At 59.3% G+C, this 8,341-nt stretch carries 9 protein-coding genes; 8 read left to right on the top strand and 1 reads right to left on the bottom strand.

Annotated features, from left to right (window positions below):
* From ACILSL_RS26070 to ACILSL_RS26055, 4 genes are all read left to right on the top strand, one after another.
* Window positions 1–765, top strand: a 765-nt coding sequence (locus tag ACILSL_RS26070) for a DUF4931 domain-containing protein (protein ID WP_395735005.1), incomplete at its 5' end; no start/stop codon positions are given.
* A gap of 301 nt (window positions 766–1,066) precedes the next feature.
* A complete protein-coding gene (locus ACILSL_RS26065) occupies window positions 1,067–1,219 on the top strand; it encodes a hypothetical protein (RefSeq protein ID WP_013249900.1) in 153 nt (50 codons plus the stop codon).
* 132 nt (window positions 1,220–1,351) lie between these two features.
* On the top strand, window positions 1,352–1,552 hold the full coding sequence (locus tag ACILSL_RS26060) for a MoaD/ThiS family protein (RefSeq protein WP_395735004.1): 201 nt from the start codon (window positions 1,352–1,354) through the stop codon (window positions 1,550–1,552).
* 85 nt (window positions 1,553–1,637) lie between these two features.
* A complete protein-coding gene (locus tag ACILSL_RS26055; RefSeq protein ID WP_395735003.1) occupies window positions 1,638–2,582 on the top strand; it encodes an ATP-binding protein in 945 nt (314 codons plus the stop codon).
* Window positions 2,583–2,623: 41 nt separating this feature from the next.
* On the opposite strand, the gene ACILSL_RS26050 is transcribed toward ACILSL_RS26055, so the two are convergent.
* Complete coding sequence (locus ACILSL_RS26050) at window positions 2,624–3,292, bottom strand: BACON domain-containing protein (protein ID WP_395735002.1); 669 nt, start codon at window positions 3,290–3,292, stop codon at window positions 2,624–2,626.
* 704 nt (window positions 3,293–3,996) lie between these two features.
* Between ACILSL_RS26050 and ACILSL_RS26045 the strand changes: the two genes are divergently transcribed.
* From ACILSL_RS26045 to ACILSL_RS26030, 4 genes are all read left to right on the top strand, one after another.
* On the top strand, window positions 3,997–5,163 hold the full coding sequence (locus ACILSL_RS26045; RefSeq protein WP_395735001.1) for an ABC transporter substrate-binding protein: 1,167 nt from the start codon (window positions 3,997–3,999) through the stop codon (window positions 5,161–5,163).
* Window positions 5,160–6,071: a carbohydrate ABC transporter permease gene (locus ACILSL_RS26040; RefSeq protein ID WP_395735000.1), complete on the top strand. Its 912-nt coding sequence runs from the start codon at window positions 5,160–5,162 to the stop codon at window positions 6,069–6,071. Before ACILSL_RS26045 ends, ACILSL_RS26040 begins: the two co-directional genes overlap by 4 nt.
* A complete protein-coding gene (locus ACILSL_RS26035) occupies window positions 6,068–6,883 on the top strand; it encodes a carbohydrate ABC transporter permease (RefSeq protein WP_395734999.1) in 816 nt (271 codons plus the stop codon). Before ACILSL_RS26040 ends, ACILSL_RS26035 begins: the two co-directional genes overlap by 4 nt.
* Window positions 6,884–7,037: 154 nt before the next feature.
* The gene (locus tag ACILSL_RS26030; protein WP_395734998.1) at window positions 7,038–8,138 is read left to right on the top strand and encodes an ABC transporter ATP-binding protein; all 1,101 of its coding nucleotides are present in this window, start codon (window positions 7,038–7,040) and stop codon (window positions 8,136–8,138) included.
* The last annotated feature ends 203 nt before the right edge of the window (window positions 8,139–8,341 follow it).

Below are 8,341 nucleotides of genomic sequence, written 5' to 3'. Positions count from 1 at the left end.
GCGCTGCATGTCGAAGGCGATATGGGACGCGAAGGCCTCGGCCTCTACGACCGCATGAACGGGATCGGCGCCCATGAAGTCATCATCGAAACCCCCAATCACAAGGAACACCTCGCCGACCTGCCGGCAAACCGGGTGGAGGATGTGCTCTGGGCCTATCGTGACCGGATTCTCGACCTTAAGAAGGATCTGCGGCTGCGATATATTCTGATCTTTAAAAATCAGGGCGCCACGGCGGGTGCCACGTTGGAGCATAGCCACTCTCAGCTCATCGCCCTGCCCGTCGTGCCCACCAGCGTCCTGGAGGAAATCGACGGCTGCCGGCAGCATTTCCAGCAGAAAGAACGTTGCATCTATTGTGACATCCTGCGACAGGAATCGACGGAAGGCACCCGCGTGGTATTGGAGAACCCAGAATTTGTCTGTCTGACCCCCTACGCGCCGCGCTTTCCGTTTGAGATGTGGATCCTCCCCAAGCGTCACGCGGGATATTTCGAAGAATGTCAGCGCACGCAGTTTGAATTTCTGGCGCCCATGCTGGGCGAAGCGCTACGGCGAATGGACGCCGTGCTGGCTCGACCGGCCTATAACTTCATCCTGCACAGCTCGCCGCTGCACGAAAAAACCGGGGACTACTATCACTGGCACATTGAGATCATCCCCAAACTCACCCAGGTGGCCGGATTTGAATGGGGCACCGGATTTTACATCAACCCGGTCTCCCCGGAAGAAGCGGCGAAGGCCCTGCGCGACGCGGAAATCTAGCACCCCGCCGGAGCGCCTCAGGGAAATCGCGCGGCAGCACCGCATACGCTCAGTTCCTCACGTTCCTCCGGGGGAGCGATACTTCAAGAACAACGTACTGGACAAATCTCCGGTGACACGTGAGTTTTGTCCAGTATCTTTCCTTGCTATTCGCAAGTACGACAAAGTATAAATTTCACGTAATCGTTTCAGGGTATTGGGGACCGCCTGAAGGCGAACGCTCACTTTCGACACACTCATACATTCATCCGCATGTAACGGGATGGGAAGGCAGCAACCACCAGGAAGGTAGGGAGGTCTCGTGAAAGTGCAGAACCTCGAATGGAAAGACGAAACGTTCAGCGAGCTGGATCTCCAAAATCAAAAATATAAGCGTCTCGCAATCGGGTCCGCCCTCCTCTTCCTCAGCGTGGTCGGCTTGCTGATTTACCAGATCATCGCGGGCATCAAGTAGCCGACGGCAGCTCGTCGCACACCATGTGCCCGTCCCCTTCCAACCGCTGTTGTCCTACCGCACCAGCGTACATCCAGGCAACCGCATCCCGACCGGATTGCAATCCCGCACAACTCAGCCGTATCATCGCGCATGCTTGTTCATCTCAGCCACCCACAACGCCAGGTTGAAATCAAAGGGCCCAAACGCACCAAGGAGTTGTTACGCGAACTCAATCTGGTGATTGAGGCGCATCTCGTCATCAGGGGCGATGAACTCGTCACGGAAGATGAAATGCTTGCCGACGCCGATCAGATTGAAATCCGGCCGGTCATTTCCGGCGGCTCAGTCTGAGTCATGAGTGCTGAGTTGTGAGTGTTCGGTCTCTGGTTCCATTCAACTCAATACTCACAACTAACCGCTCAACACTGTTGTACCCATGAACTGCACAAAATGCCCCACGAGTATGAGAGCGGTCATCAGCCTACCCCGGCACAATGCCGCCTTCTGCAAAGGCTGCTTTACGACCTTTGTGCACGAGCAGGTCGCACGCGCGATCAAGTCGTTCAAGATGTTTACGCCCGAGGACCGCATCCTTGTGGCCGTCTCCGGCGGTAAAGACAGCCTCGCTCTGTGGCATATCCTGCTGACCCTCGGCTACCGCGCCGACGCGCTGTATGTGAATCTCGGCATCGGCGGCTACTCCGAGGAGTCGAACCGGAAGGTGCGCCACTATGCCGACACCGTGGCCGCCGCCCATGGCGCCAAACTGATCGTGCATGTCGTTGAGCAGGAAGCCGGCGCCGGCATTCGTGAATTGGCCACCATTCTTCATCGTCCCACCTGTTCAACCTGCGGGACCATCAAACGGTACCAATTCAATCGCGCCGCGGTAGAACAGGACTACGACGTGATGGCCACAGGCCACAATCTCGACGACGAAGCTGCCCGCCTGTTAGGCAACGTGTTGCACTGGCAGGATGAATATCTGGACAAGCAAAGCCCCACCTTGCCGGCCTCCGTCGAAGGGTTCGCCAAGAAGGTGAAACCGCTTTGCCGCCTGTCGGAACGGGAAATCGCCGCCTACGCGGTCGTCAATCGCATCGACTACATCGTCGAAGAATGCCCGATGGCTAAGGGATCCAAAATGATCCTCTATAAAGAGGTCCTCAACCGGCTGGAAACGGAATCGCCCGGCACGAAGCAACGTTTTTACTGGGGGTTCCTAGAGAAGCAAACCAAGCCGGAGCCCGCCACGGAATCCATGGCCGAGAAGGATCAGCGAACGCTCCACCCCTGCCAATCCTGCGGACAACCCACCACCGCCGACACCTGCTCCTACTGCAAGATGATGGCAAAGGCCAAGACCGCCACCCCGCGTTAGGCTCGGCCTGAACGCCGGGTGATCGTCCGGCGAGGCTCCCGTCAATAGATACTCTTGCTCACTTCACTGGAACGGAGGCTCTCATTCCCGTTCACATCGTACGCCGTGACGGCAAAGTAGTAGGTCGTTCCGAGTTTCAGGTTCGAAAACTGATAGGACGTGGCCTTCCCCACGTCAACCGATGCCCCATACTGGCCGGAAGAGGTCCCGGAATAGACTTTGTATCCGGCTAAGTCGCTTTCAGCATTGGCATTCCACGCCAGAGCGGCTGTCGTGCCGGTGGTGGTTGAAGAAGTCGCGGCTGAGAGCTTGAGCGTCACGGGTATCGCCACGGTGCTTCCCCTGCTGGTCGTGATCGTCACCGTTCCGGAATAGGTCCCGGCGGCCAGCCCGCTGATATTGACGGACACCGTCACCTGCGTGGAACTTCCCAGAGTGCCGGACGTAGGAGAAAGACTCAGCCAACCGGCATTGTCCTTCCCGCTCCAACTGACCTTTCGACTGCTGCTCTTATAGACCTTCACCGTCTTACTGGGTGGATTGGGACCACCCTGTACGGCCTGAAAGGTCAAACTAGTCGGACTGGCTTGTAAGGCCTGGGCTTCGGAAAGCAGCATCAGGCTTCCGATCAGCATCACGGCAAGAGTCACCAGCATCCGAGGTAGGACACCCACAGGTAAAGAAAACCACTGGCGCAGACCTCGTTTCATATGACCTCCCACGTGCGACGTAAGGGAATACCATTTTCGCCAATCGCAAAGCGGCTCACAGGGCATCTCGTGACATGAACCACCGTCCCGGCCGGACTCATTAAGAGCAGTGATCATGCCAAACAGAAGTGCGTGAAGAAATCGTGCTATCTCATGAGGATTTACGTGTACCTCCACCACGGCTTCGGCGGCCGGTGTAGGGTTGAGACTTCAGGAATGGTAGAGAATGTGCACCCGGTTCCAGAGGCCAAATACCTGACGCTCAGGTTCCGGCCGATGATCTCGGGGATAAGATTCCATTCAGTCAAGACGCCAGGACGGGCCCGACTGTACTGTGTCTGCAGTTCGGATCTGAGCGCAGTGCGACCTCCGGACACGTGCCGCGAAAGCCACGCCGCCGCATCTCCTCGACAGCTGAAGCCCTGCGCCTTTGCACAGACCGGATGGACTGTGTATAAGCTAGAGTTGTCATGCGTCGCATTGTGCGCGCCTTTTTCACATACTCGTGTCTTCAGTCCGTACCACGCCATCCGTCGCGTGGCAGTCATCAACGTCACCGCCGTGCGGCCCTACTCCTTGCCTGGTTGGTTCTCTTCGGTCCACCACTCAACGATTCGATCGCCGGCGAGCCTGCAGCGCCGCCCAAGGGGCAGACGGCCTCCATTACGCTACGCTTCGTCTCCTGGAAACCTGATCACCCTCGCGTGTGGGACGAAGCCCTCGCCGAGTTCACCGAAACCCATCCTGATATTTCGGTCGTGCGCGAACTGGCCCCGCACAGCTCCACCGCCTATCACGATCTCCTGACGCAGAAGTTGAAAAATCGCGACGCCACGGTCGATGTCTTTTTCATGGATGTGATCTGGGTGCCGGAGTTTGCGGAAGCCGGTTGGGCCCGTCGGCTCGATGAGCGATTCCCTCCGGCCATGCGCGAGGAGTTTCTCCACGCCACTATCGAAGTCGGCCGATATGCCGACCATCTTTACGGCGTTCCGAGCCGCATCGATGCCGGGCTGCTCTACTACCGATCGGATTTGCTGACCAAGTATGGCTTCGCCCCGCCGACGACCTGGGACGAACTGGCCCGGCAGGCTGAGACCATCGTTGAGGGGGAGCAACCGCGCAATCCGACGCTACGCGGGTACACGGCCCAATTCAAGCAGTACGAAGGCCTCGTCTGTAACATGGTGGAATTCATCGACGGCCACGGCGGGAGCCTGCTGACCGCGGACGGAACACATTCGGCCCTGGCTAAACCCGAAGCGATGGCCGCCGTGCAGTTCGTTCGTGACCGGGTGATCGGCCGGCTCGCCTCACGCGCGGCGTTGACCTATCAAGAACCGGAATCCCTCTCCGTTTTTCTCCAGGGCCATGCGGTCTTTCACCGGAACTGGCCTTACGCCTGGGAACTGGCCAACAACCAGACTCGCTCCACCGTCGCCGGGCAGGTCGCTGTGATGCCGCTTCCCGGGTTCACTCCGGGACGCACGACCGCAGCACTCGGCGGCTGGCTTTACGGCATCAGCGCCTACTCGCAGCATCCAGACGAAGCCTGGGCGCTCATCGAGTTTCTGTCGAGCCAGGCCATGCAAAAGAAATTCACACAGGAGGCCGGCATCGCACCCTCCCGTCAGTCGCTGTTTTCCGATCCCGACCTGCTGGCGGCAGCACCGCAACTCCGTAACCACTTCGCCGTCCTCCGGTCCGCAACGGCCCGGCCGCGTTCCCCCCTGTATCCGGCCATCTCGCATGCACTGCAACGATATTTCAGCCGCGCCCTTGCCATCGACGACCTCGATCTTGCGCACGAAGCAACGGTGGCCGATGCCCAGATCAATCGGTTGTTGTCCCTGACGGAGCCTGTCCCATGAACCACGCCTCCTTGATCCTGCGACATCGCGAGAAGCTCGCGGCCTGGACCATGGTCGCTCCGGCGCTGCTCGTGACCATGCTCTTCGCACTGTACCCCGTGATGGATTCGCTCTGGCTCAGCCTGCACAACATCTACATCGGGCTGCCGCAACTCGGCAGTCCGTTCGTCGGCCCGGACAACTATCTGACGCTGGTGCGCGATCCGGTCGCGCACCAGGCGCTGGCCGTCACCCTTGCCTTCGTCGTTCTCTCGACGCTGCTGGAGTTGGCCTGCGGGCTGATCATCGCGCTGGTGATTCATGAGCGATTTCGTGGACGCGGTCTCGTGCGGGCGGCCATCCTGATTCCCTGGGCCATTCCGACGGTCGTCGCGTCGCAACTGTGGCGCTATATCTTCAATGACCAATACGGGTTCGCAAACTTATTGGTGTTCGGCGAACACGTCACCGACTACGTCCCCTGGCTGGCCTATCCGGGCGTAGCGTTCGGCATCGTGGTGCTGGCGGATGTCTGGAAGACATCTTCCTTCGCCGCGTTGCTGATCCTGGCCGGCCTCCAGGTCATTCCAGACGATCTCTACGACGCCGCACGTGTCGATGGCGCTACCGCCTGGCAGCGGTTTTGGCACATCACCCTGCCGCTGCTGAAACCGGCGCTGTTGCTCGCGCTCTTATTTCGGACCATGGACGCGTTTCGTGTCTTCGATCTGGTGTTTGTGATGACCCAAGGCGGCCCTGGCGACGCCACGCAGGTGCTGCAGTTCTATGGCTACCAAACCCTGTTCACGGAAGGCCGGATCGGATATGGCTCTGCCGTCTCCGTGGCCGTGTTCCTGATGATCCTGGCGTTGTCGTTGACCTACCTGCGCGCCATCGGGTCGAGTCTCTTGGAGCGCAGACAACCATGAATCGACGGCTCCTCCTCGCGCTGGGCATCATCGCTACGGTGGGACTGAGTCTGCTGCCGTTCCTCTGGTTTGTCCTCACGTCGTTCAAGTCGCAAGATGAGATCGAAGCCGCTCCTCCCGCCTGGTGGCCATCAGGCAGCCTGGGATTCTATCGCTCCGCCCTCTTCGACCACCATCTCTTCGACTACGTGCTGAACAGCGTCGTGGTTGCCGGCTCCACCACGCTGCTCGCCCTTTTGCTCGCCATCCCGGCAGCCTACGCGCTGGCCCGGCTGACCATCCCCGGCAAACAAGGGATTCTGGCCGTGTTGCTCTGCGTTTCGATGTTTCCCCAGATGGCCATCGCCGGGCCCGTCTGGCGACTGCTCGACGCAATCGGCGGCCTCAACCACCGTTGGGGCGTCGTGTTGCCCTATGTGGCCCTCACCCTGCCATTGGCGATCTGGATTCTAGCCAGCTTCTTCAAAGAATTGCCGCCCGAGCTCGAAGATGCCGCACGCGTTGACGGATGTGGTCCTTGGGGCACCCTGCTTCGCATCACACTGCCGTTGGCAACACCGGGGATTTTTACCGCCTCGATTCTGATCCTGATCTATGCCTGGAACGAATTCTTCTTTGCCCTTTTGATTCTCACCCAACCGGAGCAACAGACATTGCCCGTGGGCATCGCCCTCTTCCAGGGAGAATTCACCATGCCCTGGGGAGAGCTGGCCGCAGCCTCCGTGGTGGCGACCCTTCCCTTGATCGTGGTCGTGCTGTTATGCCAACGATGGATCGTGAGCGGATTGTCCGCCGGCGCCGTGAAAGGTTAGCAGAATGTTGAAAAAGGGCTGCCAGCGGCGTTCTCCTACGCACGCCGCCCTGCGACGTACTGCAAGGGTACGCCTCAGTCGACGTGCTTCGTTTGGCCTTGCTGGATAGCCTTTTTGAACATTCTGTGCACACCGTTATTTTGCAGGAGTCTCTGTGGCTGAACTAGACCTGCGTACCATTTCAAAATCGTTCCGTGACCAGCCCGTGCTGCGCGATATCTCGCTGCAGGTTCCGGATGGAAGCTTCACGATTCTGCTCGGACCTTCCGGTTGCGGCAAATCGACGCTCCTCCGCATCATCGCCGGGCTCGAATCCCAGACGTCGGGGCAGGTGCTCATCGACGGGAAGGAGGTCGATCACCTGCCGCCCGCGGAGCGCGACATCGCAATGGTGTTTCAGCAGTACGCCCTCTACCCGCACCTCTCCGTTCGCGAGAACCTCGCCTTCGCGCTGAAGATGCGCCGAGTCCCGCGCGACACGATTGAAACCCGCATCGCCGAAGCCGCGCAGTTGCTGGACATCCAGCCGCTGCTGGATCGCAAACCCAAAGACCTGTCGGGAGGACAGCGGCAGCGCGTCGCGATGGGGCGGGCCATCGTGCGTAAGCCCAAGCTCTTCCTCTTTGATGAACCGCTCTCCAACCTGGATGCGCAACTGCGCACCTCGATGCGTATCGAACTCAAAAAGCTGCAGCAGCGCCTGCAGGCCACCATGATCTATGTCACCCACGACCAAGTGGAAGCGATGACGCTGGGGGATCGCATCGTCGTCATCGAGGGTGGGCGTATTCGACAGACGGATGATCCGCAACGCACCTACACCGCCCCGGCCGATCCCTTCGTCGCCTCCTTCATCGGCACCCCGCCGATGAACCTCTGGGAAGGTCGCTTCATGACAGAAGGCGGAAAGACCGTCTTCAAAAGCAACGACCTAACCGTCCCGCTCCCGGCAAGACTGGCCCCACCTCAACCAACACAACACTCCGCCGTTACAGTCGGCATCCGCCCGGAAGACATCACGCTCAGAAAGTCGACGGAAGCCGCACAGGTAACGGGAATGGTGGAACTGGTGGAGGATCTCGGGGCGGACCTACTCCTGCATTGCCGTGTCGGTGAGCTTCGCCTCGTGGTCCGTACGGCCCGCCGCACTGACAGCATTCAAGGACAGGCAGTGACACTCTTTTTCCCAGTCGATAAATTGCATCTCTTCATTGACCACCGCCGTTTCGACCCGCCCTTCACCTCTGCCACTTGACTGTGCTCTGGGCTCTCTTATCTCTTTCATAAGGACAATGGCGGCCGAAGAGAAAAACCATGTGTTCGCTTGCAATGCGTCCGGAGACCTCGTAAGCTCCGGAAAGGATTGCACTCTTCGTCTGCGCGCATCGAATGATTCTCCACGGATAGACCCTGATGGCCACATCTCAACGCGGTTATTACGACATCCTCGGTGTGCCA

This window comes from Prosthecobacter sp. (assembly GCF_044222345.1).
In the GTDB taxonomy this organism is placed as follows: Bacteria; Verrucomicrobiota; Verrucomicrobiia; order Verrucomicrobiales; family Verrucomicrobiaceae; genus Prosthecobacter.
The sequence above is the reverse complement of the archived record's forward strand: the minus strand, read 5'-3'. Positions and strand labels throughout refer to the sequence as shown.